22 protein-coding genes are annotated in these 23,961 nt (G+C 54.5%); 7 read left to right on the forward strand and 15 right to left on the reverse strand.

Translation table 11 applies throughout. The features are described from left to right. The first annotated feature begins 99 nt into the window (after positions 1-99). Positions 100-792: a helix-turn-helix domain-containing protein gene (locus tag INT84_RS00335; protein ID WP_176916862.1), complete on the forward strand. Its 693-nt coding sequence runs from the start codon at positions 100-102 to the stop codon at positions 790-792. On the opposite strand, the gene INT84_RS00340 is transcribed toward INT84_RS00335, so the two are convergent. Genes INT84_RS00340 through INT84_RS00360 form a run of 5 tightly spaced genes read right to left on the reverse strand, consistent with a single transcriptional unit; the run spans position 772 to position 5,641 of the window. Further along, a complete protein-coding gene (locus INT84_RS00340) occupies positions 772-1,368 on the reverse strand; it encodes a 2-dehydro-3-deoxyphosphogluconate aldolase (RefSeq protein ID WP_194205178.1) in 597 nt (198 codons plus the stop codon). The genes INT84_RS00335 and INT84_RS00340 overlap by 21 nt on opposite strands. Further along, a complete protein-coding gene (locus tag INT84_RS00345; protein ID WP_194205179.1) occupies positions 1,355-2,251 on the reverse strand; it encodes a 2-dehydro-3-deoxygalactonokinase in 897 nt (298 codons plus the stop codon). The genes INT84_RS00340 and INT84_RS00345 overlap by 14 nt, the downstream gene beginning before the upstream one ends. Continuing rightward, complete coding sequence (locus INT84_RS00350; RefSeq protein ID WP_194205180.1) at positions 2,248-3,144, reverse strand: dihydrodipicolinate synthase family protein; 897 nt, start codon at positions 3,142-3,144, stop codon at positions 2,248-2,250. Before INT84_RS00350 ends, INT84_RS00345 begins: the two co-directional genes overlap by 4 nt. Then, positions 3,138-4,301, reverse strand: a complete 1,164-nt coding sequence (locus tag INT84_RS00355) for a mandelate racemase/muconate lactonizing enzyme family protein (protein ID WP_194205181.1) — start codon at positions 4,299-4,301, stop codon at positions 3,138-3,140. Before INT84_RS00355 ends, INT84_RS00350 begins: the two co-directional genes overlap by 7 nt. Before the next feature lie 17 nt (positions 4,302-4,318). Then, entirely contained in the window at positions 4,319-5,641 is a 1,323-nt protein-coding gene (locus INT84_RS00360; protein ID WP_228065765.1) for an MFS transporter, read from the reverse strand. A 262-nt stretch (positions 5,642-5,903) separates the two neighbouring features. On the opposite strand from INT84_RS00360, the gene zinT reads away from it, so the two are divergent. Beyond that, on the forward strand, positions 5,904-6,554 hold the full coding sequence (zinT, locus tag INT84_RS00365; RefSeq protein WP_194205182.1) for a metal-binding protein ZinT: 651 nt from the start codon (positions 5,904-5,906) through the stop codon (positions 6,552-6,554). Between the two features lie 34 nt (positions 6,555-6,588). Here the strand turns inward: zinT and INT84_RS00370 are convergent, their stop codons facing one another. The 8 genes from INT84_RS00370 to INT84_RS00405 all read right to left on the reverse strand — a co-directional run bounded on the left by INT84_RS00370 (position 6,589) and on the right by INT84_RS00405 (position 14,288). Further along, positions 6,589-7,881 (reverse strand): glycoside hydrolase family 28 protein, encoded by a 1,293-nt coding sequence (locus tag INT84_RS00370; protein WP_194205183.1) that lies wholly within the window; start codon positions 7,879-7,881, stop codon positions 6,589-6,591. A 292-nt stretch (positions 7,882-8,173) separates the two neighbouring features. After that, a complete protein-coding gene (locus INT84_RS00375; protein WP_176916855.1) occupies positions 8,174-8,422 on the reverse strand; it encodes a DUF883 family protein in 249 nt (82 codons plus the stop codon). A gap of 107 nt (positions 8,423-8,529) precedes the next feature. Continuing rightward, on the reverse strand, positions 8,530-9,231 hold the full coding sequence (locus INT84_RS00380; RefSeq protein ID WP_194205184.1) for an amino acid ABC transporter permease: 702 nt from the start codon (positions 9,229-9,231) through the stop codon (positions 8,530-8,532). After that, positions 9,231-9,983 (reverse strand): amino acid ABC transporter permease, encoded by a 753-nt coding sequence (locus INT84_RS00385; protein WP_194205185.1) that lies wholly within the window; start codon positions 9,981-9,983, stop codon positions 9,231-9,233. Before INT84_RS00385 ends, INT84_RS00380 begins: the two co-directional genes overlap by 1 nt. Next, complete coding sequence (locus INT84_RS00390; RefSeq protein WP_194205186.1) at positions 9,980-10,798, reverse strand: amino acid ABC transporter ATP-binding protein; 819 nt, start codon at positions 10,796-10,798, stop codon at positions 9,980-9,982. The genes INT84_RS00385 and INT84_RS00390 overlap by 4 nt, the downstream gene beginning before the upstream one ends. A gap of 1 nt (position 10,799) precedes the next feature. After that, complete coding sequence (locus INT84_RS00395) at positions 10,800-11,597, reverse strand: ABC transporter substrate-binding protein (protein ID WP_194206078.1); 798 nt, start codon at positions 11,595-11,597, stop codon at positions 10,800-10,802. Positions 11,598-11,762: 165 nt separating this feature from the next. Further along, positions 11,763-12,908 (reverse strand): PLP-dependent aspartate aminotransferase family protein, encoded by a 1,146-nt coding sequence (locus INT84_RS00400; protein WP_194205187.1) that lies wholly within the window; start codon positions 12,906-12,908, stop codon positions 11,763-11,765. 12 nt (positions 12,909-12,920) lie between these two features. Continuing rightward, positions 12,921-14,288: a cystathionine beta-synthase gene (locus tag INT84_RS00405; RefSeq protein WP_194205188.1), complete on the reverse strand. Its 1,368-nt coding sequence runs from the start codon at positions 14,286-14,288 to the stop codon at positions 12,921-12,923. Positions 14,289-14,715: 427 nt separating this feature from the next. Here INT84_RS00405 and INT84_RS00410 point away from each other — a divergent pair, with 427 nt between their 5' ends. Genes INT84_RS00410 through INT84_RS00420 form a run of 3 tightly spaced genes read left to right on the forward strand, consistent with a single transcriptional unit; the run spans position 14,716 to position 17,231 of the window. Next, positions 14,716-15,738 (forward strand): methionine ABC transporter ATP-binding protein, encoded by a 1,023-nt coding sequence (locus INT84_RS00410; RefSeq protein ID WP_194205189.1) that lies wholly within the window; start codon positions 14,716-14,718, stop codon positions 15,736-15,738. Further along, positions 15,731-16,399 carry a methionine ABC transporter permease gene (locus INT84_RS00415; RefSeq protein ID WP_194205190.1) on the forward strand — a complete coding sequence of 223 codons (669 nt, stop codon included), beginning with the start codon at positions 15,731-15,733 and terminating at the stop codon, positions 16,397-16,399. Before INT84_RS00410 ends, INT84_RS00415 begins: the two co-directional genes overlap by 8 nt. Positions 16,400-16,418: 19 nt before the next feature. After that, complete coding sequence (locus INT84_RS00420; protein ID WP_194205191.1) at positions 16,419-17,231, forward strand: MetQ/NlpA family ABC transporter substrate-binding protein; 813 nt, start codon at positions 16,419-16,421, stop codon at positions 17,229-17,231. A gap of 136 nt (positions 17,232-17,367) precedes the next feature. On the opposite strand, the gene hemB is transcribed toward INT84_RS00420, so the two are convergent. Then, a complete protein-coding gene (gene hemB, locus INT84_RS00425; protein ID WP_194205192.1) occupies positions 17,368-18,339 on the reverse strand; it encodes a porphobilinogen synthase in 972 nt (323 codons plus the stop codon). A 600-nt stretch (positions 18,340-18,939) separates the two neighbouring features. On the opposite strand from hemB, the gene INT84_RS00430 reads away from it, so the two are divergent. Both INT84_RS00430 and INT84_RS00435 read left to right on the forward strand, forming a co-directional pair. Beyond that, positions 18,940-21,936, forward strand: coding sequence for an autotransporter outer membrane beta-barrel domain-containing protein (locus INT84_RS00430; RefSeq protein ID WP_194205193.1), 2,997 nt, complete (start codon positions 18,940-18,942; stop codon positions 21,934-21,936). A 95-nt stretch (positions 21,937-22,031) separates the two neighbouring features. After that, the gene (locus INT84_RS00435) at positions 22,032-22,658 is read left to right on the forward strand and encodes a helix-turn-helix domain-containing protein (protein ID WP_194205194.1); all 627 of its coding nucleotides are present in this window, start codon (positions 22,032-22,034) and stop codon (positions 22,656-22,658) included. 1 nt (position 22,659) lies between these two features. Here the strand turns inward: INT84_RS00435 and ampH are convergent, their stop codons facing one another. Continuing rightward, entirely contained in the window at positions 22,660-23,817 is a 1,158-nt protein-coding gene (gene ampH, locus INT84_RS00440; RefSeq protein WP_194205195.1) for a D-alanyl-D-alanine-carboxypeptidase/endopeptidase AmpH, read from the reverse strand. Positions 23,818-23,961: the final 144 nt, after the last annotated feature.

Consider the following 23,961-nt stretch of genomic DNA (forward strand, 5'->3'; position numbering starts at 1 on the left):
AAAAGCGTGATTTATCTCTGGTGGAGATGGGTAAATATGCTGGCCTGTCCGGTCATAATTACGTCAAAATACGCCTTTCTCTCTTAACTGGCGAGTAACATGAACAGCACCGTTTACGATGCCTTCCGTTGTCTGAATCTGCTCGCTACCGGCTCCCGACCGTTCGGCATTCGTGAAATCGGCCGTATGCTGGATCTGGATTCGGCAAAAGTAACACGGCTGATGCAAACATTGCTGGTGCTGGAGATGGTGCAGCAAAACGCTAAACGAAAATACAGTCTCGGCATGGGGATCCACCGCCTCTCCGCCAGCGCGATTCACAACTCGGCGTTTTATACGGCGGTACTGGATATGCTGGAGGAGACCGGAAGCCATTCGGTCTCCATCGTTATTGGCGTGCTGAGCGGCAAGGACGTGGTCTATTTACTGCATACCCGCGGCGGGAAAAGCATTGCCCGTGCGATCGGTAATTATGAATCGTTTCCGGTACGCGATTCAGTGATTGGGATTAAATTGCTGGCGACCATGAGCGATGAAGAAATTATCGATCGCCTCGGCATTCATGATTATCACCTGCTGAAAAAAGACATTGAAGAGGCCAGACATCATCAGGTGTTTGGCAAAGCTTACGGACCCGATGATTACCGTCTGGCCTGTATTATTCCCGGTATGCAGGCGGCGATCGCGCTGTCGAACATTCAGGGCGATCGATTAAATATTGAGAGCCTGCGCCAGTTTTTAGTCTCGGCGGCGCGAAAAATTAGCGGAGAGTCATTCCCCGGCGTTCAGTAATATCTGACAGCGTTCGGTGGTGAGTGAAACGGGCTGGCCGGGGCGATAAAGGGATGAGCCAATGCCCACGCTGTCGTAATAACGCAGATATTCCGCTGCGTTATCAACATCCACGCCGCCCACCGCGGAGAAAATAACGGCGGAAGAGAGCGGGCCTTTGATTAACTGCGGATAATTCAACGGTAGCGCGGCGGCAGGAAATATCTTCAGTACCTCCACGCCAAGTTCGCAGGCGGTGAAAATTTCGCTGGCGGTAAACACACCCGCGCAAATGCGCAGGCCGTGGCGTTTTGCGGCTTCCACCACGCGCGAGTCGAGATTCGGCGTCAGAATAAATTCCGCGCCCGCCTCTGCGCAGGTTTCAACATGGTCGGGCGTTAACACGGTTCCCGCGCCAGGTTGCACGCGGTCACCGAAGGCTGAACGCACACGTTTCAGGCTGATCGCCCAGTCGGGCGAATTGGTGGTGATTTCTACCGTCTTGATGCCATGATCCAACAGGCACGCGACCTGCTCTACGCTCTCCTGCGGCGTTATGCCGCGCAAAATGGCAACGATCTGCTTAGCAACTATCATGACGGAAGACCTCATTCAGTCCGGCAATGAGCGCCGTTTCAGCCTCAAGGGTAGAGCAGGGAAGCCCCAGCGCATCGCTGGCTTTCCGGTAATGGACAAGCAGTTCACGGCTGCCGATAAAACAAACCGGCGCGTCCCCCGGATGCCCCTGAAGTATTTCATGAGCAATCAGCAGCCCGGACAGCCATGCGCCCGCCGCCGCCGGGTCCAGCTCTCCAAGAATATAGCGACCGCGACAGCGGAACAGCTCGCTGACCAGCGCCTTCTCATGGCGTTCAATGGACTGCGCCGTTGCCACCCCGTCGAGAAACGCCTCGGGCGACGCGATTTGTGCGGGCAGCCCTTTACCAACCACCGAGTGATTGAGCACCAGATGATAAAGCTCTCCGGTCATCAGCGTTTGCAGGCTTTCGACGCGTTGCTGCTGACGATCCACCGTCATCCATTTGCTGTGAGTACCGACGGCAGCAAAGGTTGTGCTATCGCTCAGGGTCAGCGCGCCGGCCAGCTGCATCTCTTCGCCCCGGCAAATCTCGTTAACCCGGCGATCGCAGATACCGGGACGCAGGGTCAGCGGGTTGGACAATATGCCCGGCAGCGCCCGCCCTTTGCCCGTTAAATCAGAGAAGCTGAGCGGCAGTTCCATATAGCCCGCGTCGGCAATGCCGATATTGCTGCCGATCATCCCGCATAACAGTACCGGCAGGCGTTCGTCCCACGCATCGCCCAGCCGAAGCAGTTGCTCACGCAGAATAGCCGGAAGCGCCTCGCGCTGGCATTTGCCAACGCCGCAGGTATCCTGCACGGTGCGAATGACGTCGCCATTGCGCACGCTCATCGCACGAAAATTGCTGGTGCCCCAGTCAACGGCAATATAGTTCATCGACTGGCCCCCAGTGCTGCCAGCGACAGCGCATCGGTCAGATCGCGCAACTCTTCCCGCGTGACGTCATCAATGCGTTTTGCCGGTTCGCGCACCACATCGGTGGCGAAAATCCCGGCCTGATGCAGCACCGTTTTATGCACCGCTACGCCGATGCCAGGCTGAACGCCATAGCGCAGGAAAGGCAGGTAGCGATAGAACAGCGCCTGCGCTTCGCGGCGATCCCGCTGCCAGGCCTGAAGAATGGCATTGATCACATCGGGAAATTCGCAGGCGGGCATGGTGCCAATAATCCCCCGGCGCAGTTCTTCATAGAGAAAACCGGCGTTTAGCCCGCCAAACAGACCGATGCTGTCGCCCAGCGCCGTCTTCAGCGCGGTGATTTTTAGCGTGGTGGGAGGCTGCTCCACTTTGATATATTTGATGGTCAGAAAATCCTGGCACAGCTTAACCAGCGTCGGGACCGGCAGCGTAACGCCGGTCATCAGCGGCGCATCCTGGATCATAATGTCGATGTCGCAGGCATGGCAGATATCGCGCCAGAAATGGTAAATCTCGTCCGGGCCGGGTTTGACCACCGACGGCGGGTTGACCATCGCCACCTGCGCGCCCCAGCGCTGGACGCGCTGAATATCCTCGATTGCCACCGCGGCAGAGGCACCGCCCGCAGCGGCTACCAGCGGCAGATCGCCCGTCAGCCGCTTCACGCAGGCAAACAGCGCCTCTTTTTCACCGCCGGTGAGCGCGTAGCCCTCGGAAGCATTGCCGAACAGCGCCAGCCCGTCCACGCCCTGATCGAGCAAAAATCTCACCAGCTTCTCAATGGAAGCGAAATCCACCTCGCCATTTTCATCAAACGCCGTTGCCAGGATTGGCACATTACCTTTTAACATGTAGCCCCCATTACCGATTCGCGAACGCGATCTTCATTGATTTCAATACCCAGCCCGGCTGTCTGCGGGAGTTGATAATGCCCCTGTTCGCAGATCAGCGGCGTGTTAAGCAACTGGTTAGCAATGGCGAAGACAGGCGGCTGATACTCCAGCATAAAAAGATTCGGGATCGCCGCCGCCACATGGATGGAAGCCGCGATGCATGGACCCAGCCCGACGCTGAGATGCGGTGCAACCTGCAAATTCCACGTTTCCGCCAGCGCGGCGATATGCATGATTTCGCTGATGCCGGTACGGCCCACGTCCGGCTGGAGAATGTCGGCGGCGCGCTGCTCAATAAACGGCTTAAACTGGTAGCGGGTACGTTCCGTCTCGCCCAGAGCCACAGGAATCGGGCTTTTCGCGCGCAGCTCGCGGTGTCCGGCGATATCCTCCGGCAGTAGCGGCGCTTCGAGAAAACCCAGCCCCAGCGGATGCAGCGCGTTCGCCAGTTCTGCCGCCTGCGCGACGCTGTAGTTCCAGTGGGCGTCGAGAAAAATCTGTGCGTCTTCGCCCAGCGTCTCCCGGATGGCACGGACATTCTCAACGTCTTCTTTCACGCCGTAGCCCAGCGCGAGTTTTACTGCGGTAAAGCCTTTTTCCTGCCAGCGTTTTGCCAGCGCGCAACGCGCCGCAAGATCGGGTTCCGGCAGTCCTGAAACGTAACAGGGGATCGTGTCCCGGTACGCGCCGCCAAGCAGTTGATAAACGGGCAGGCCGAGAATGTTGCCTTTCAGATCCCAAAGCGCGATATCCACCGCCGCGAGCGCATCAATGTGATAGCCGGTGATATGCCCACGATCGCGCATCGCGTCATACATTTGTGAATTCAGGACCGCGCTGGCGAAGGGCGACTGCCCGGTCAGCAGTGGGGCGAATAAGTGGGTAATCAGTTCGGCAATCACCTGCGGCACCACCGGGGCCAGCGCTTCGCCCCAGCCAACATGTCCATCGTCGGCAGTGATTTTTACCAGGCAGGTTTCCATTTTGCGTGAATAGACGCAGCGATACTCGGGGCGGTAGTAGTAATCCGCCTGCTCTTCACTGACGCTGCCGCCCAGATACGCCTGTTGCGGCGTGATCCTGAGGGGAAAGCATTCAACTTGGCTGATTTTCATAACGACTCCAGGTCACGTTAATCGAGGATCTTGCCGGCGGTTTCTTTGGCGAACCACACGGCGATAAAAGAGATAAGCGCGGTGATCATCACGTACCACGCGGGAGAGAGCGGGTCGCCGGTCCAGGAAATCAGACTTGCCGAAGCCAGCGGCGTGACGCCGCCAAACAGCGCAACGGTCAGGTTATAGGCGATGGCAATACTGCCGTAGCGAATCGCAGTGGGGAACAACTCCACCATTGCCGCGCCGCAGCCGCCGTTAAACATGGCGACAAAGATGCCGAGCATGCTCATGGCGGCAATGGCATTCGTCACCGAGCCCTGGCTCATCACCAGCATCGCCGGATAGGTCAGGAGAATGAATCCCCCACAGCCCATGAGCATCAGCGGGCGTCGTCCCCAGCGGTCGGAAAGATAGCCGGTGAGCGGCATACAGACTGCCACGCTTAACAGTCCCAGCGTGGTAATAAGATAGGAGTCGGTGCGGCTGTAGTGCAGGTGCGTAGACAGATAGCCCGGCATAAAGGATTGCAGCACCCAGCTACTCACCGCTTTGACCACCACAAAGCCGGTACAGAACAGCAGTGCGCGCATGGAGGTGGACAGGGTTTTACGCAGCGGCGATTTTTCCAGTTTGCCGCTGGCTTTCAGTTTATGAAACTCGGCGGAGTCTTCCATATTGCGCCGCATATACAGCCCGCCGAGGCCCAGCGGTGCCGCCAGCAGGAACGGTATGCGCCAGCCCCAGTCATTCATCGCCGCCTCGCCCAGCATATGCGTCAGGAAAAGTACCAGTCCGGAACCGCAAACGAAGGCCATAAAGCTGAAGTTTTCGCTCCAGCAGGTGAGCGTTGCCCGGCGGTGCGGCGGCGCGCTTTCCGCCAGATAAGTAATGACGCCCGAGCTTTCGCCGCCTGCGGCAAAACCCTGTACCAGACGAGTCAGCACCAGCAGAATGGGAGCGAGGATCCCCGCCTGCTGCCAGGTCGGCAGGATCCCCATCACGAAGGTGGAAATCGAGGTAATGACGATAACCGTCACCAGTACTTTGCGTCGTCCGAGGCGGTCACCCATCGAACCGAAGAACAGCCCGCCCAGCGGACGCATCAGAAAGCCTGAGCCAAATACGGCGAAGGATTTCAGCAGCGCGACAGCCGGGTCGCTACTGACGAAAAAGTTGCTGGCGATAATCGCGGCCAGCGTGCCGTAAAGCCCGAAATCAAACCACTCGATAAAATGGCCGACGCCCGCCGACAGCATTATTTTGGCGGTGCGTCTGGCCGGCATTTTCTGCTGTCCGGCAGCATCGTCTCCGGCGTAGTGAATACCTGTTTGTTCCATGTAACCTCCTGAGGTTAAGCAGGGTAGCTGTCGGTGTGATGTTGTTGTTGTCAGTACGCTGAGTGTAGGGATTGCAGGCAGGCTGGCGAGTGCAGTGGCAGGTTGCGTGAGGCTTATCAAAGATTGCTGGCGCAAAGTGCTTCACATAGTGAAGCACTAACCTCCAGCGCCACGTAACGCATGCAGGAAGACTATCATTGCGTCATAATTTGTTATGTTATATTGTAACAATAAATATCAACATCACATTGAGGGTACTATTTTGGCGGTTAATTACAAAACTCTGGCGATGGCACTGGGCGCGCTGCTGGTTAGCGGACAGGCGCTGTCTCACGCGCACCATTCACATGGCAAACCGTTAACGGAAGCGGAACAGAAAGCGGCGGAAGGCGTTTTTGACGATAAGGACGTTAAGGACCGCACTCTGTCGGACTGGGACGGCGTATGGCAGTCCGTTTATCCGCTGCTGGTCAGCGGCGATCTGGACCCGGTGTTCAAAAAGAAAGCCGAAAAGGATAAAAGCAAAACCTTCGAGGACATTAAGGAGTATTACCGTAAGGGATACGTCACTGATGTTGCGACTATCGGCATTGAAAATGGGGTAATGGAGTTCCATACCGGCGACAAAGTGGACTCCTGTAAGTACGACTACGCCGGACATAAGATCCTGACCTATACCTCCGGCAAGAAGGGCGTTCGCTACTTATTCGAGTGTAAAGACGCCAGCAGCAAAGCGCCGAAGTACGTGCAGTTCAGCGATCATATCATCGCGCCCCGCCAGTCGGCTCACTACCATATCTTTATGGGCAACACCTCACAGGACGCCTTGCTTAAGGAGATGGATAACTGGCCGACGTATTACCCGTTCCAGTTGACCAACGAGCAGGTGGTTGATGAGATGCTGCACCACTGATCGTCTGGCCCTGCGCCTGGCGGCGCGGGGCCAACTAACGCTCATAGCTATCGTTGTCATCGCAGGTTGCCGCGGATGCGCTTACCTGCACATCATTAAATGACAGCCTGCTCACGCCTGAAATTTTACCGAACTCGGTCGCCTCAATAGCGATAGAGGATAACTGAAGTTTCTCGACGGGCCGTTCAGGATAGCCTTCAATAAAAAAAGCACGTGAAAAAATCGTATCGCCCGAACGGCGGGCGGTAATATCACTTAGCGCCACATTTGATACCTGCGTTAAGCCCGCCTCGCCGTCAACGCCCTCCGCCAGTTTTTGCCAGTGCGGCGGCTTATCGGTCAGATTACCTTTCTCGCCGTAGCTGTACTGCGGGAACCAGTTGAGCTGGATCATGACCGGAAAAGTGACGTCGGTGAGCGTCAGATGTCGTACCGCGATATCGCGGATAAACCCGCCGCGATTGCGGGCCGATTTGATGCGAAAACCGACGCCAGTGCCGTTAAACTGATTGTGTTCAATGGTCACCCGTTCAATACCGCCGGAGGTTTCGCTGCCGATGGTAATCCCGGAGCCTTTATTGAGCGTGCAGTGGCGGATAGTAATATCCCTGGCGCTGATGGCCTTTTGCGCCGCCTCTTTACCCCGGCCTGCTTTGATACAGATATTGTCATCGTTACAGGAGACCACGCACTTTTCCACGCGGACCTGTTCGCAGGCATCGATATCAATACCGTCGGTGCTGGGACCCGCGGAATTCGCAATCTGCACGCCGGTTACGTTAACGTGCGACGAATAGCAAAGATGGAGATTCCAGAAACCGGACTCGCGGCTGGTAAAATTATTCAGGGTAATGTTCTTGCTGTGGTAAACCACAATATTGCGCGGACGCTGACAGTCGTAATCCACCACCCAGCGCAGACCGCGGGCACTGTAGTCGGCCAGCATGCCGCCCTGTTCATCTTCGCCCCAGAAGCGATGCCACCAGACCGCGCCCTGACCATCAATAGTCCCCGGACCGCCGATCTGCACATCCTGACAGTGATTAACATTCACGATCCCGGCAGGCCAGACCATATCAATCCCGGCGACCCGGGTCTCAATCAGGGGATAGTCGGCCAGATTTTCGCTGCCCAGCAATACCGCGCCTTCCGCAAGATAAAGCGATAAGCCACTCTTCAGAAACAGCGCGCCGGTTAAAAAGCGGCCGGCAGGAATAACGAGGGTATCGCCAGGCTGCGCATCATCGATCATGCGCTGGAGAATATGGGTGATGACAAACTGTCCGTTGGCAAACGTATCCGGATGATCAAACGTAAGCTGCGCCATAAGGTGTCCTGTAAACCGAGATCTGAATACGGTTGTAGCGGATTATCGTCAGGAAAACCTTTTTCTGATGGACATCGTTATCGGGAGGATGGCAAAAAGGCCGTTAACCTGCCAGCGCGGGTAACCTGCCGGGTGACGCTTCGCTTGCTCGGCCTACAAAGTCACCTAATATCAATGCATTACGTATAACCTGTAGGCCCGCGCAAGCACAGCGCCGCCGGGCAAATGGAGACGCGCAGGCATAAAAAAGGACCGCCCTGAGGCGGTCCCTGTAGATCATATCGCTCGTAAATTATTTACGGGCGAGCAGGAAACCCAGCACAATCCCGACCGCACCCGCGATGGCTAAACCGCCCAGCGGATTAGTAGACACCTGGTCGCGAACCGTATCGGCTGCGTCACGTACCGCATAGCCTGCCTGCGATGCGTATTTACGGGTGGCACCTTTCACGGTGTCATCGTGGTTGTCAGTCGCGCGACCAAAAACTTCCTGCGCTTTACCCGCGGCTTCGTTTACTTTATTTTCTGCTTTCTCGAACATGTCAGGCTCCTTAGGTACGTGTGTACCTTAAGTATAGGAGCCCTTATGTCAGTGTGTAGCAAGTCCGGAAAATTCTCATCGCCTCGTCTCTTTCCCGGACGTGTCGGCTACCCGCGCGCCAGCGAGGCGCGAACATCGCGCCGCTGCCAGCGTTTTGCCAACAGGCCCAGGCCGCTACACAGCAGGTAATACACCACGCCAGTGAAAATAAAAATGGCGGTAGGGTAGATCTGAACCCGGTTATTAACCTGCCCGGCGACGGTGGTGAGTTCCGGTACGTTAACGATAAACGCCAGCGAGGTGTCTTTCATCAGGCTGATAAAAATACCGACCAACGAAGGCAGCACGTTGCGCAGCACCTGCGGCAGTAAAATAAGCCGTAGCGTCTGTCCGGGGCTGAAACCCTGCGTTTGCGCGGCTTCATACTGGCCGACCGGCAGCGCCTGAAGCCCTGCCAGCACCGAGTGCATCACCGAGGCGGCGGTAAACCACGCCAGCGCCAGCGTGACGGTGACCGCGCCGGGCAGGTCGCTGCCGGTGAGCATCGGCAGCAAATACCATAGCCAGAAAATAACGAAAATCAGCGGAATGCCGCGAATAAGCTCAGCCCACAAAAACAGGATTCGCCGTATGAATCCAGGATAGCGCCACGCGGCGCAGGCCAGCACAATGCCGCCGGGCAGGGCGAGGATCCCGGCACCCAGCGCCATGAGCAGCGTCAGTACCACGCCGCCTGGCTCGCCGTCAGCCAGTCGTCCCCACAGCAGATAATCGAGGTTATCGGTAATAACGGTAATATTCGCCAGCATCAGGCATTCCTCCTTTTTGCCGCAACGCGGGCGTGCTTCGGACCCAGACGGACCAGAATCGCCCCGGCGATGATACCGGTGAACAGATACAGCACGGTGCCAACGGCAAAGGCTTCCAGCGCGTGCGCGTTATAACTTTCGATCTGGCGCACCTGATAGGTCAGCTCGGCGAAGCCGATGCCGCTCGCCAGCGACGAGAGCTTCATCAAATTGAGATACTGTCCGATGATGGGCTGCCAGGCGTTTGCCAGCCCCTGAGGCAGCAGGATCAGCCGAAAAAGCCGCCACGTGGAGAATCCTTGCGCCAGCGCCGCCTCACGCTGTCCGCTCGCCACCGCCCGCAGACCGGATTCAATCTCTTCAATCAGGAAGGCGGAGGTAAACACGCCCAGCCCCCATGCCGAACAGATAAACTCCGGCGTCAGCCACCAGACATCGCCTGGCAGGATCGACCAGCGATGATCGGCATTAATAAAGTCGCGGAAAGCCAGCGGCAGCAGGTTCCAGGCGGCGAAATACCAGAACAGCAGTTGCACCAGCAGCGGCGTATTACGAAATAACGAGACCCAGACGGCCACCAGCCCATTGCCGACGCGCCCACCCGCCAGACGCAGCGCCAGAAACAGCACCGCCAGAACGGTTGCCAGCAGAATGCCCGCCACCGTGACCCATAAGGTGGTCAGAAAACCGGAAATAATCCATTGCAGGGGCTGCCCGGTCAGCACCCCCTGCCAGTCCAGTAGCTGATTCACTCCGGACGCTCCTGATGCAGCGGATCCAGCACTTTTTGCAGAAAGCGTTGCGCACGCGGATGGCGTGGCTGAGTGAAGAATTCCGCAGGCGGTGCCACTTCGCAGATATCGCCGCCGTCAATAAACACCACCCGGTCGGCGATTTCCCTGGCGAACTGCATCTCGTGGGTCACCACGATCATCGTGATGCCGCTGTGCGCGAGAGTTTTCATGACGTACAGCACTTCGCCGATCATTTCCGGATCCAGCGCTGAGGTCGGCTCGTCAAACAGGATGATTTGCGGCGAGGAGGCAAGGGCGCGGGCAATCGCCACGCGCTGCTGCTGGCCGCCGGAAAGCTGTGACGGCATATGCTGCGCTTTGTCAGTCAGTCCAACCTGATGTAGCAGTTCCAGCGCGCGCTTTTCAGCATCCGCTTTTTTCCAGCCGTGCACCGCTTCCAGCGCCAGGGCAATATTCTGCGCTGCGTTAAGATGGGCATACAGATTAAACTGCTGGAACACAAATCCCACCCGGCTGCGAAGCTGGCGTAGCGCACGTCCCTGCAACTGGCGGGTCGATTTATTGTCGACCAGTATATCGCCACTGCTCAGGGATTCGAGCTGATTGATGAGGCGAATCAACGTGGATTTACCGGAGCCGGAAGGGCCGAGGATCGCTACCACTTCGCCGGGGTTAATCGTTAAATTGATACCGTTTAATACGCGGTGATCGCCGAACGCTTTCACCACGTCGCGAAATTCAACGCTGGCGTTTTCCAGACGTGAAAAATCCGCAGACCCTGCTGCGGATTGAGAGAGTAAACCTGACAACATATTACTTTGCTTCGATAGTAAATGAACGTGGCTGTGGGGTTTTGGTGGAAGGACCAAACCAGGTATCGTAAATTTTGGCGGCCTGGCCGTTTTTCTCCAGATTCACCAGCTCGTCATTCACCGCTTTCAGCAGCGCCGTCTCGCCTTTCTTCACGCCAACGCCGATCTCTTCTTTACTCAGCAGATCCGGCAGGATCTTGAATTTCGCCTTGTCCGGCGCTTCCGCCAGCAGGCCCGCAAGAATGGTGCTGTCCTGAGTGATTGCCTGCACATTACCGTTACGCAGCGCGGTCAGCGCCAGGGGAATATCGTCATAGGCCAGCACGCGAGCCTGCGGATAACGCTGATGCAGCGCCTGCTCGCCGGTGGTGCCTTTTACCGCGCCAATACGGGCGCGGCTGTACTCATCCAGTTTGTCCGGGGATTTCGCCGGCACCAGGAACTGCTGTCCGGTGACAAAGTAAGGCGTAGAGAAATCAACCACCTGCGCGCGTTCCGGGGTAATGGTGATATCCGCGACGATCAGATCCGCTTTACCGGATTGCAGCAGCGGAATACGGTTCGCCGGATTGGTCGCCACCAGTTCCAGCTTCACGCCGAGCGCTTTAGCCAGTGCTTTTGCGAAATCCACATCGTAGCCGACGATGTCGTGACTTTTTGGATCGACCGAGCCAAACGGCGGGTTAGCGTCAAACGTCGCCACTTTTACTACGCCTGCGGCTTTGATATCCGCCAGCTGATCGGCATGAGCGGCGGAGCCCAGCGTTAACAGGCCCAGCGCCAGCGCCAGTGTTTTCATTGTGTGTAATTGATGTGCCATAGATTCCTCTGCGTACCCTGTTTTAGTTTTGTAGCGCTACGCTCCCACAATGCTTCATCGACCACAAAGAAGAAAAAGTTCTTATTTATGTCAGAAAAACTATAAGTAAAAACGATGTTATGACCAGGTAAATTGAATGAGTTTTTACTTCGCCAATGCCTGACGAAGGTCATCAATTAAATCCTGCGGATCTTCAATACCCACCGACAGACGAATAAGCTGCGGCGTAATGCCGTTCGCCAGCCGCTGCGCCAGCGGAATGGAGGCGTGGGTCATGCTGAAGGGCTGGCTGACCAGACTTTCCACACCGCCCAGGCTCTCGGCCAGGGTGAACAGTTTCAGTTTCTGGATAATGGTTGTGGCACGCTGGTCATCGCCCTTCACTACGATGGAGATCATCCCGCCCGCCTGCGACATCTGCCTGCGCGCCAGTTCAAAATGTGGATGCGATTCCAGCCCCGGATACCACACTTTTTCCACCTGCGGCTGCTGCTCCAGCCAGCGGGCCAGCGCCAGCGCGTTACTGCTGTGACGCTCAATACGTAGCGCCAGCGTGCGAATACCGCGCAACGTCAGGAAACTGCTGAACGGGTCAAGCACGCCGCCGATGGCGTTTTGCAGGTAGCCAAGCTTTTCCGCAAGTTCGGGGTTATCGCCCACCACGACCAGCCCCGCCACGACATCGGAATGACCGTTGAGGTATTTAGTCGCTGAATGCACGACGATATCAAAACCCTGCTCCAGCGGGCGTTGCAGTATCGGTGAGGCAAAGGTGTTATCCGCCACGCTAATCAGATGATGCCGTCTGGCGATGGCGGCAATTGCCTCCAGGTCGGCCAGTTTCAGCAGTGGGTTGGTCGGCGTTTCTACCCAGAGCATTCGGGTTTCCGGGCGGATCGCCGCCTCAATCGCCTGTACATCGTCTGGTTTCACCCAGCTCACCTGTAGACCAGCGGTGCGGCATCGTACGTTCTCGATCAGGCGGTAAGTCCCGCCGTAAACGTCGTCTACCGCCACGATATGACTCTCTTTATCAAGCAGTTCGAGCACGGTGGCGATCCCGGCTAGCCCCGAGGCAAACGCATAGCCGCGGCTGCCGCCTTCCAGTTCGGCGATGGCCGCTTCCAGTGTATCGCGGGTCGGATTGCCGCTGCGTGAATATTCGTAGCCGGTGTGCTGACCCGGTGCAGGCTGGGCAAAGGTAGAGGTGGCGTAAATCGGCGGCATGACCGCGCCGTGCTGGTCGTTAAACGCACCGCTGTGAACGCTAAGAGTGGCTAAGTTTTTCATAGGAGTTCCCTGTTATGACAGGCGGTTACGCCAGGTAGTTAACACATCGCTGCGGGTCACCAGGCCCAGAAAACGATGGTTATCGACAACAATCGCGACCAGGCCGCGATCGAAAATGGATTTGAGGGCGCTTTCCGGCTCGCGGCGGTCGATAATTTCTACCTCGCGGGTCATGGCGTCTTTAACCGGCAGGGCGAAACGCTGGCTGTCGCCTTTGACGTGGCTAATCAGATCCCACTCATCAATAATCCCCACCACCTCATCGTTGTTCAGCACCGGAAGCTGAGAGATATCGTACAGACGCATGCGGGCCAGCACGGTGGAGAGAGTATCGTCCGGCGCAGCGGTGACGGTGGCACCTTCATCATGACGCAGCGCGATAAAATCACTGAGATCGCCAGCCTGCGGACGGGAAATAAACCCCTGCTGGCGCATCCAGTCGTCATTGAACATTTTGGACAGGTACTTATTGCCACTATCGCAGGCGAAGGTCACGACGCGCTTCGGCGTGGACTGCGCCCGGCAGTAGCGCAGTGCGGCGGTGAGAAGCGTGCCGGTAGAGGAGCCTGCCAGTATTCCTTCAACTTTGAGTAATTCACGGGCGGCGGTAAACGCTTCGCTATCGGTTACCCGCAGCGCCTGTTTTACGCCGTCGAGATGGGAGAGGGGAGGAATAAAATCCTCGCCGATGCCTTCGACCAGCCAGGAGCCAGCGTCATCATAACGACCGTTTTCAACCTGATCGGCAAGGACAGAGCCTGCCGGATCGGCCAGAACAAACTCCGTATGCGGAGAGTGCTCAGCAAACCATGCCTGCAATCCACCAAGGGTGCCGCCGGAACCGACGCCGACCACGATGGCGTCAATACGTCCGTCCAGCTGCTCATACAGTTCCGGCGCGGTAGTGGTGGCGTGGGCCAGCGGATTGGCGGCATTGTTAAACTGATCGATATAAAACGCGCCGGGCGTTTCATCCGCCAGCCGCCTGGCATAATCCTGATAGTAAGCCGGATGACCTTTTCCGACGTCCGAGCGGGTGAGTAACACCTGCGCGCCAAGCGCCCGCAGATGAAATATTTTTTCGCGGCTCATTTTATCCGGCACGATCAGCAGCAGTGAATAGCCTTTCTGCGCGGCGATCAGCGCCAGGCCGAGGCCGGTATTGCCCGCGGTTGCTTCAATAATCGTCCCGCCGGGCTTGAGCAAACCCTTTCTCTCAGCTTGCGCAATCATCGACAGCGCGACGCGGTCTTTAATCGACCCGCCGGGGTTCTGGTTTTCCAGTTTTAAAAACAGTTCGCACGGTCCGCTGTCCAGCTTATGTAGCTGAAGCAGCGGCGTATCGCCGATTAAATCGGTCACAGAATGAAAAACGGTCATGGTATTCCACCAGCATTTAAGAACATGGCGGAATAGTAGATGCGCAAAAAAACGCTGATAAAGAATCTTTCTCTGTGGTTTATGCGTAAAGGTAATATAAACAACTGATTAGACATCAGGAAGGAAAGCCGTGCGGGGGTGCGCATGGATAGACGGCTAATTGTAGCGGAAGAATGCGCTTTACAGCGCTGTCAGCCGTCTGGCTCAGGAGGGCGTTATTCAGGCCGCGCATATGCTTTGCCGAATTCTCTCATAGCCAGCGAAGCCGCTAAGGCTGCTCTATAGCGCTTTTTGTTATAACTAATATCAATCAGTTTGTTTAAAAGATAATTTAGGCTGATTACTATCATATGGACGTCCATACTGCTAAACTGCCGTTCGCATCACAATTACGTAACACATAAGAAGCATCGGGTAACCAGATAAGATGATCCTACTCAGGAATATTTCGAAGATTTTTGACCACGGTAAGACGCCAGTGGTCGCCGTGGACAGCGTAGATTTAACGATCGAACAGGGGCAGATTTACGGCATTATTGGCTACAGCGGCGCGGGAAAAAGTACCCTAATCCGTCTGTTAAACGGGCTGGAGAAACCCAGCTCGGGCAGTGTGACCATCAACGGTCACGAGATCTCGTCGGCAAAAGGCGAGGCGCTGCGCCAGGCCAGACTGAAAATCAGCATGGTGTTTCAGCACTTTAATTTGCTGTGGTCGCGCACCGTGCGGGAAAACATTGCCTTTTCCATGCAAATCGCTGGCGCGCCGAAAGCGCAAATTCGCGCACGGGTGGCGGAGCTGATTGAGCTGGTGGGACTCACCGGGCGGGAAGACGCTTATCCTTCCCAGCTCAGCGGCGGGCAAAAGCAGCGCGTTGGCATCGCCCGCGCGCTGGCCAATAGCCCGGACGTCCTGCTCTGCGATGAAGCGACGTCGGCGCTGGATCCGCAGACCACCGATCAGATCCTGGATTTGCTGCTGGATATTAATCGTCGCTTTAAGCTGACCATCGTGCTGATCACCCATGAAATGCACGTGGTGAGGAAGATCTGCGACCGCGTGGCGGTGATGGAAAACGGCAAAGTGGTGGAAGAGGGCGAGGTGCTGGAGGTGTTTACCCGTCCGCAGCAGCCGATCACTCAGCAGTTTGTGCGTCAGGTGAGTCAATATAAAGAAGAGGAAGCGTTTAATCCTGATCTGACCAACGATCTGGCTGGCGCAGTCATTAAGCTGACGTTTACCGGATTAAACACCCATCAGCCGGTAGTAGGGGAACTGACCCTGCGTTACGGACTGCCGTTTAATATTCTGCACGGCAAAATGTCGCAAACCGCTCACGGCGTGTTTGGGCAACTGTGGCTTCACGTGATTGCAAACCAGGATCAACTGAACAATATCCTCGCGGATTTGCACAACAGCGGTATTGAATGCGAGGTGATTAAACATGCTTGATCAACTTTTACCCCATCTGAAATGGGACCAGCTGTGGGCGGCTACGCAGGAAACGTTATACATGACGGCGCTCTCCGGCATCGCAACCTTCGTGCTGGGGATTATCCTCGGGCTGGCGTTGTTTTTAACCGCGCGCGGCGGACTGTTCCAGAACCGTACGCTCTACAGCGTGATTTCGATTATCGTGAACGTGTTCCGCTCTATTCCGTTCATTATCTTAATCGTGCTGCTGATCCCGTTTACCAAAACGATTGTCGGCACCATTCTCGGTGCCAATGCGGCGCTGCCAGCGCTGATTGTCGGCGCGGCTCCATTTTACGCCCGGCTGGTGGAGATTGCCCTGCGCGAAGTGGATAAGGGCGTTATTGAAGCCACGCGATCGATGGGCGCACGTCTTAGTACCTTAATTTTTCGGGTTTTACTGCCGGAGTCCTCTCCTGCCCTGGTGTCAGGCATTACGGTGACACTGATTGCGCTGGTCAGCTACAGCGCGATGGCAGGGGTCATTGGTGCCGGTGGATTAGGGAATCTTGCTTATCTGGAAGGATTCCAGCGCAACCATAGCGACGTCACGCTGGTGGCGACGGTGACTATTCTGATCGTCGTCTTCATCATTCAGTTCTGTGGCGACGTTATTACCTCTCTGTTAGACAAACGCTAATAATACGGAAACCAACATCATGACGAAAACACTGACACTGATCGCCGCAGCAACCTTAAGCGCCATGAGCTTTGCCTCCTGGGCCGATACCCTGACCGTGGGCGCGTCCAACGTACCGCATGCTGAAATTCTGGAGCAGGCAAAGTCGATCCTCGCGAAAGAAGGCATCGATCTCGAAATCAAACCGTTCCAGGACTACATCCTGCCGAACACCGCGCTGGCCAGCGGCGACATCGACGCCAACTACTTCCAGCACATCCCGTATCTGAACAGCGTCCTGAAAGATCATGCTGGCGATAAGACATTCGACTTCGTCAGTGCCGGGGCGATCCACATCGAGCCGATTGGCATTTACTCTAAAAAATACAAATCGCTGAAGGATCTGCCGCAGGGCGGGAAAGTGATTATGCGTGATGCGGTGTCTGAAGAGGGACGTATCCTCTCCATCTTCGAAAAAGAGGGCGTGATCAAGCTGAAACCGGGCATCGATAAAGTAAATGCACGTATCAGTGACATCGTGGAGAACCCGAAAAAATTGCAGTTCCAGCCGAATGTAGAAGCCGCGCTGCTGCCGCAGATGTATAACAATGACGAAGGCGACGCGGTGGTGATCAACGCCAACTACGCCATCGACGCTGGTCTGGATCCGGTTCACGATCCTATCGCCGTAGAAAGCGGTGAGAACAACCCGTACGCCAACATCATTACCGTGCATCGCGGTGACGAGAAGAAAAAAGACATCGTGGAACTGGTGAAGGTACTGCACTCAAAAGAGATTCAGGACTGGATCCGCACCAAATATAAAGGCGCAGTCATTCCGGTAAACAACTAATTGCGCAGCGCCATCCGCTTTTACGGCGGATGGCGCAAGCTTGTTACCACCCGCGGCTCACCTGACTTACGCTTTTACGCCAGCCTGATGTAGGCCCGTGCAAGCGCAGCGCCGCCGGGCAGAGCCACACCAAATCTTACAGAATTTTCTTTTCCGCCAGATCGAGCGCGAAATAACTAAAAATCAGATCCGCGCCTGCACGCTTAATCGCGCCCAGACTCTCCAGCACCACTTTCTTTTCATCAATCGCGCCAGCCTGTGCCGCGAACTTAATCATCGCGTACTCACCGCTAACCTGATAAGCGCCCAGCGGCAGATCGCTGCGTTCCCGAATATCCCGCAGAATATCCAGATAGGCACCCGCCGGTTTAACCATCAGACAGTCCGCGCCCTGTGCCTCATCCAGCAGCGATTCACGGATCGCTTCCCGGCGGTTCATCGGGTTCATCTGATAGGTTTTGCGGTCGCCTTTCAGCGCGGTCCCGGCGGCTTCGCGGAACGGACCATAAAAGGAAGAGGCGAACTTGGTTGAATAGGACATGATCGCCGTATCAAAAAATCCAGCGGCATCCAGCGCCTGACGGATCGCCTGAACCTGTCCATCCATCGCGGCGGAAGGGGCGATGAAATCCGCGCCCGCGGCGGCGGCCACGACTGCCTGCTTACCGAGGTTGGCAAGGGTCGCATCGTTATCCACACCGTGCTCGCACAGCACACCGCAGTGGCCGTGAGACGTATATTCGCAGAAGCAGGTATCGGACATCACGATCATCTCCGGCACCGTCTGTTTGCAGATGCGGGACATACGTGCGACCAGACCGTCTTCTTTCCAGGCATCGCTGCCTGTGGCGTCGGTATGGTGGGAGATCCCGAAGGTCATTACCGAGCGGATCCCCGCGTTGGCGATGCGTTCAATCTCGCGCGCCAGATGCTTCTCGGGGATGCGCATCACGCCCGGCATCGCCTCGATGGCCTTGTACTCATCGATCTCTTCTTCAACAAAGATCGGCAACACCAGGTCGTTTTTGCTCAGTGTTGTCTCTTCAAACATGGCGCGCAGCGCGGGGGACTTGCGCAGGCGGCGGGGGCGAGTGATTAAATCGGTCATGATATGCCTGATGCTTGTGAAATATGACGTTATTGTACCTGAATTATCTCTATTGTGTTTTACTAAAGTTGCCGTTTAGCCGTGCCGTCCGGCGATTCCACTGATTATAGGCATCTCTCGGGGCGCTGAAATATTTTTAAATAGTTTGAGTGAATATAAATACGGCTTTCAATATTATCTATTATATATTCGGTTAATGGTGATGGGCGATTAATAACTAACGTTTTTCAGGGCGACAGGCGGCGCAATGCTCCTTGTTCCACGCTTTTGCAGTTTTAGGCGAACAGTTTTTATTATTTATTTTATGAATGCTTTTTTATGTATTTATGGGAATAATATTAAGTGGTCAATGTATTGATTTCTTTAACTTGATGCTTTTTAAGGCTTTTTTGTAATAGGTTTAGGGGTTTCAAGTTGCTCTTAATTTTGAAATGGCTTGTCTTTAAAGATAATTTGTCCGATTTCGGACTTTGGGCAAAGATTAATTGAACCTTCTACCCCTAAAACCGCATAATTCGGGCTGCAATGTAACATTACTTATTTTGATTGCATTAATTATTGATGGACCAACTAGATTACGTCCCTGAGGAGGGATGACAAATGCAAACCTGGAAAAAGAAACTGGTAGTATCTCAATTAGCATTGGCCTGCACTTTGGCGATCGCTTCTCAGGCAAATGCGACAACTTATGATACCTGGGGGTATCACGATAACGCTACAACTGCACTTGACTGGTCAAATATGGATGCGCCGGGCTCTGACGGCAACTATGTCACCTATAACGGCTTTGTTTATTACAACAATGCTAACGGTGACTTCGATCAGTCTTTCAACGGTGATACCGTAAATGGTACCATTTCTACTTACTATTTGAACCACGATTATACCGATGGTACAAATGGTAACGCGAACCAGTTGGATATTGCTAACTCAGTAATTCATGGTTCAATTACCTCAGAATTGCCGTTTGGTTATTATGGTACTCATATCGATGATCAAGGCACTCTTGTCTATGATGGTTACAGGTATAACAATGGTACCACTGTTGACGCACACGACTGGATCGATGGTGACGTATTCACTCTGAACATCGCTCATTCTACTATTGATGATGACTATGAAGCTCTCTACTTCACCGATAGCTATAAAGATGGCGATGTAGCAAAATCTACAGACGAAGCATTCTTTACCGCTCTTGGTGTTGCTGTAGATCTGAATGTAGAAAGTAATATCAATATTACTGATAACTCACGTGTCGCTGGTATTGCATTATCTCAGGGCGATACAACAGAAGATGCTTATACCACAGGCGATCATCAGTGGGATAACAATATCAAAGTGGTTAACTCAACTGTGACTTCTGGATCTGTGTATCCATTAGAAGAGATCACAGGACATTTTGGTAATTCTGATGAACCAAGCGACTACAACGGCAGCTATACTTCGCATGGCGTGACAGACGACACTGCCCTTGCTTTCATTGACAGTAACGCTTCTGATTACCGTATGGTAAACAAGGTAGAATTTGATAATTCTACCTTAATGGGAGATGTGTATTTCGAAAGCACGTTTAACCATGACTTCTCTGCAAATGGTCGCCTTGTTGACGGTTCTGATAAGGTCTACACCCATGGTGGCTGGGCTGATGATGACCAGAACGTTGATCACCTGACGCTGACGCTGAACCATAGCAAGTGGATCGGTGCTGCGTATATTGATTATCAGCAGGCAGAATATAACAGCACCTATGGCTGGGCTGACATCGCGCCAAACAGTCTGAATCCTGACGCATCATACTCTTATGATAACTGGGGCCGTACTGATAACGCCGATACCTTCCAGAGTGGTATCTTTGATGTTGTGCTGAACAACGGTTCAGAATGGGATACGACTAAAGATTCCCTGATTGACTCTCTGGCGATCAACACTGGTTCTCAGGTAAACGTTGCGGATGGTTCTTCACTGACCTCTGATAGCATCATTCTGAAAGATGGTTCAGCGTTGAATATCAGCGAAGATGGCGCGGTTGATACCGACAGTCTGACCATCGATTCTTACAGTACCGTTAAACTGTCTGATGAAGTCAGCGCATCCTGGGGTATCGATAACGCTGCTCTTTACGCTAACCATATCACCGTTACTAACGGTGGTGTGTTGGATGTGCAGACCAGCAATACCGGTGCTTCCAGCCTTTTCGAAACTGATACTCTGAACCTGACCAGCGGTGACGTTGCTCATAGCAATGATTACGTTAATTCTGGTGTCTTTAACATCCATAGCAATGACTATGTGCTGAATGCCGACCTGGTGAACAATCGTACTAACGATAAAACTCAGGTTAACTACGGTTACGGTACTATCGCGATGAACTCCGATGGTCACCTGACTGTAAACGGCAACGGTAACCTGGCAACAGACAGCAACACCAATGTTAATCCTGACGAAGTCGATAATAACGACAACGTGTATGCTGGTGGTAACGACAACGTCGTAGCCGCAACCGGTAACTACAAAGTCCGCATTGACAACGCTACTGGCGCTGGTTCTATCGCCGATTACAAAGGCAAAGAACTCATCTATGTTGATGATGTAAACACTGACGCTACCTTCAGCGCTGCCAACAAAGCTGACCTGGGTGCTTACACCTATCAGGCACAGCAGGAAGGCAACACTGTTGTTCTGCGCCAGATGGAGCTGACCGACTACGCTAACATGGCACTGAGCATTCCTTCTGCAAACACCAACATCTGGAACCTGCAACAGGATACTCTGTCCGACCGTCTGACCAGCTCTCGTCATGGCTTTGATGACAACGGCGGCGCATGGGTGAGCTACTTCGGTGGTAGCTTCGACGCTGATAACGGCACGATCAACTACGATCAGGACGTTAACGGCATCATGGTCGGTGTTGATACCAAAGTTGACGGTAACAACGCTAAATGGATCGTCGGTGCTGCGGCTTCCTTCGCGAAAGGTGACATGAGCGACCGTACCGGTCAGGTAGATCAGGACAGCCAGTCTGCCTACATCTACTCTTCTGCTCACTTCGCTAACAACATCTTTGTTGATGGCAACTTGAGCTATAGCCGTTTCGACAACGACCTGACTGCGACCATGAGCAACGGCGCATATGTTGATGGCAACACCACTGCTGATGCATGGGGCTTTGGCCTGAAACTGGGTTACGACTGGAAAATCAACGATGCAGGTTATGTAACGCCTTACGCCAGCATCAATGGTCTGTTCCAGTCTGGCGACAGCTATCGTCTGAGCAACGACGCCAACGTCGGTGGTCAGGATTACGACAGCCTGCGCTATGAAGCGGGTCTGAATGCGGGTTACACCTTCAACTACGGTGACCAGGCGCTGACTCCTTACTTCAACCTGGCCTACGTATACGACGACTCTGACAACGATTCCGACTTCAATGGCGATAACATTGATAACGGCGTTAAAGGTTCTGCGGTACGTGTTGGTGCGGGCGGACAGTTCAGCTTCACCAAAAACTTCAGCGGTTATACCGGCGTTACCTACCTCGGTGGCGGCGATGTTGACCAGGATTGGGCAGCAAACGCTGGTGTTAAATACACCTGGTAATCAGGTGCAAAGGGGAGGAAACTCCCCTGTTTTACCCTTTTGTCACAATGCCTGTCATGGATATGACGGGCATTTTTCGCAAGGAAGGCATAGACATGACTACTCTGAGTAAACCGCTAAACGAATTCAACGCGCTTGATAAATACCTGTCCCCTCATGGCACCCGCTTCGTGTGCAACGAAGGTGAGACCATTACCGTTGAGGGCGATCAAACGCAAAATTACACCATCGTCATTCAGCAGGGCGTCATCTCATTAAGCCGTAAATACAACGATATTCTGCTTGGCTTCGCTAACGCTCCCTTCATTGTCGGGCTCTCTGCTGGCGCGATAAAAAATACCAGCGACTACATTTTAATGGCGGAGAGCGAGTGCAGTGGTTATTACCTGCCCGCAGAAGCCACGCTGGCGCTGCTGGAACAGGGAGGGCTGTGGCGCGAGGCATTTTACTGGATGACCTGGCAGCACCGACTGCTGGAAAAACGCGATATCCATCTGGTAGGCACCAGCAACTACAATCAGATCCGCTCTACGCTATTAACAATGGCGCAATGGGACGACGCTTTACGTTCTCGCATTGGGGTGATTAATTATATTCAGCGGCGCACGCGCGTCTCCCGCTCCGTCATTGCTGAGGTGCTCTCAGCGCTACGACGCGGAAGCTACATCGAAATGCATAAAGGCAAACTGGTTAATATCAACCGTCTGCCTTATGACTATTGAGTTAAGAAGCGGGCACGACCAGCGGCTTATTACCGCTCAGCTCGCTTATCAGATCGTTTACGCCGTCGCTCATATTCATAAATTTAGTCAACGGCGAACGAGTGACCACCACAAAAGCACCAATATTATGCTGGGGGATCATCGCCATATAGGTGATGAATCCACCACCGCCACCCGTTTTTTGGATGATCCCCGGCCGGCCATCTTTCGGGGCCATATACACCCAGCCCATTCCTAACGCATCGGCCTTGCCAGGCACGTCCATTCCCGTTACGCGGGTCAGCTGGCTACGCTGATAAATCAACGTCTGCATTCTGTCTGCCTGAGTATTACGCGTATAGAAATCGGAGGAAAGGAACTGCTGCATCCAGCGCATCATATCGTCGGGCGTGGAATACACGCCGCCGCTACCAATTGCCGCCAGCGTATTATTGCACGGGCTGGCACCTTTCTCGGCCACCATCAGACGTTTGCACTGATCCGGCGACGGCGTGAAGGTGGTGTCTTTCATTCCGAGCGGGCGGGTGATCTGCTGCTCAAAAAGCTGCGAATAAGGTTTACCTGCGGCGTTCGCCAGTGCGTCAGCCAGCAAATCAAAGCCGAGATTGGAATAGGCCGCCTGAGAGCCCGGCGCGGATTTTAGCGTCGCGGTAGAAAGCCAGCTCCAGCGCTGCTCGCGGGTCGGCCAGACAAAGACCGCACGATGTGCCGCGCCGCCGGGCTGTTCACGTGGAAGCGCACTGGTATGGGTCGCCAGGTTGACCAGGGTAATTGGCGAGCCTTTATAGGTGGGTACCCGTGCGCCAGGCGGGGCGTATTTACTCAGCGGATCGTTCAGTTTTACCACCCCCTGATCGAGCAGCTTCACCAGTATTTCACTGGTCATCAATTTGCTGAGCGAGGCGATGCGGATCACTGAGTCAAGCTGAGGACGGACGTTATTACCCGGCCGCGTCTCGCCAAAGCTACGGAATACGCGCTGATTACCATCAATAACCACCAGCGCCATCCCGGTCGCCCCGCTGCCATAAAAAATATGGTTGGCGTAACGATCGACAATATCAGAGGCAAAAACCGGATCGGGTGAGGTCTGTGCGGCATGAGTGACTGGCACCGCGGCCGCATAAAGCGCGGCGAATAAGAGAAGGCAACGTTTCAACGAGAGGATCCATAAATGAATTGAGAAAACTATGCCTATTTATACTACTTAATCCGCCGTTGCAAAGCGTCTTTCAGGCGAATCGATAAGGGAAAAAACCAACCCCGGAAAAACAACGCATTTTTTTTACAGTAAAGCGGTCCC

The sequence above is a fragment of the Superficieibacter sp. 1612_C1 genome (genome assembly GCF_015234305.1).
Classification (GTDB): domain Bacteria; phylum Pseudomonadota; class Gammaproteobacteria; order Enterobacterales; family Enterobacteriaceae; genus Superficieibacter.